The organism is Mesorhizobium sp. M7A.F.Ca.MR.176.00.0.0 (assembly GCF_004023165.1).
Taxonomy (GTDB): Bacteria; Pseudomonadota; Alphaproteobacteria; order Rhizobiales; family Rhizobiaceae; genus Mesorhizobium.
In genome coordinates this window covers 1-806 of sequence record NZ_RZTC01000304.1, presented here as the reverse complement: position 1 = coordinate 806, position 806 = coordinate 1, and the positions used below count along the sequence as shown (strand labels likewise).

The window sequence follows — 806 nt, the reverse complement described above, 5'->3', positions numbered from 1 at the left end:
CTTGTGCACCTGCCGGTCGATTTCGAGAAAGCCTGTTACCTTGCCCATAGTCCAGCTCCTGCTGTCCAGATGGCGCGCCTGGCGACGCCCTGCAGCTGGATCAGATGGGGCATCCCGTCCACACATGGGCCGCACCAAGTTGCCCAAAATTCGACTATGTACACTTGCCGGGCTCAAAGCTCGTGAGGGGCTCGCCATGCAGCCAGTTCTCGACTCTAATCGAAGGAGCCGGGGACTCCATCTGCAATACCACGTTGCGGTCCAAAGCTATTTCCAAAGGTTTCTGCACGAGCTGGTTTCCTCTCAGAGACGGCACACGGGTTCAGGGAGGAGCGCATCGCTCGTCTTGCCCCATTAAGTGCAGTCACAGTCACTCAGTCTCAAAAGCCATGCCAACGCGCTCAGCGCGCAGTTAGCGCCCATTGCTTCGAAAAACCTCGTCAGTGCCCAGATGTTGGTTGTAATGAACCTGACATTTGTCTGACGCTGTCAGCTTTTGGACACGCGATCACGCGCTTCGTGCCGCCAGGCCAGGCCGAGCCCTGTGTTGCCAGCGGTCGCTTCGATGATTGTACCGCCCGGCGCGAGCTGGCCACGCTGTTCGGCATTAACGATCATCGACAACGCAATGCGATCCTTGATCGATCCGCCGGGATTTTGGCTTTCGAGCTTGACGAAGAGAATTCCTGACTCCGACGTTGTACCGCTGACCAGCCGTGTTGGAGCTGAAATCAGAGGAGTTCGCCTTGGTGGAGACCTTTCGGACGCAGCGATAGCAGCCATCAACCAGCTTCTTCTAAAACACA

General features: G+C 56.9%; 2 pseudogenes. Both read right to left on the bottom strand.

What is annotated here, in order from left to right:
- Positions 1-89: 89 nt before the first annotated feature.
- Positions 90-253 (bottom strand): annotated as a pseudogene (locus EOB59_RS35000) (thioredoxin domain-containing protein); the annotation flags it as partial.
- Between the two features lie 275 nt (positions 254-528).
- Positions 529-714, bottom strand: a pseudogene (locus tag EOB59_RS37105) (pyridoxal-phosphate dependent enzyme); the annotation flags it as partial.
- Between the last annotated feature and the right edge of the window lie 92 nt (positions 715-806).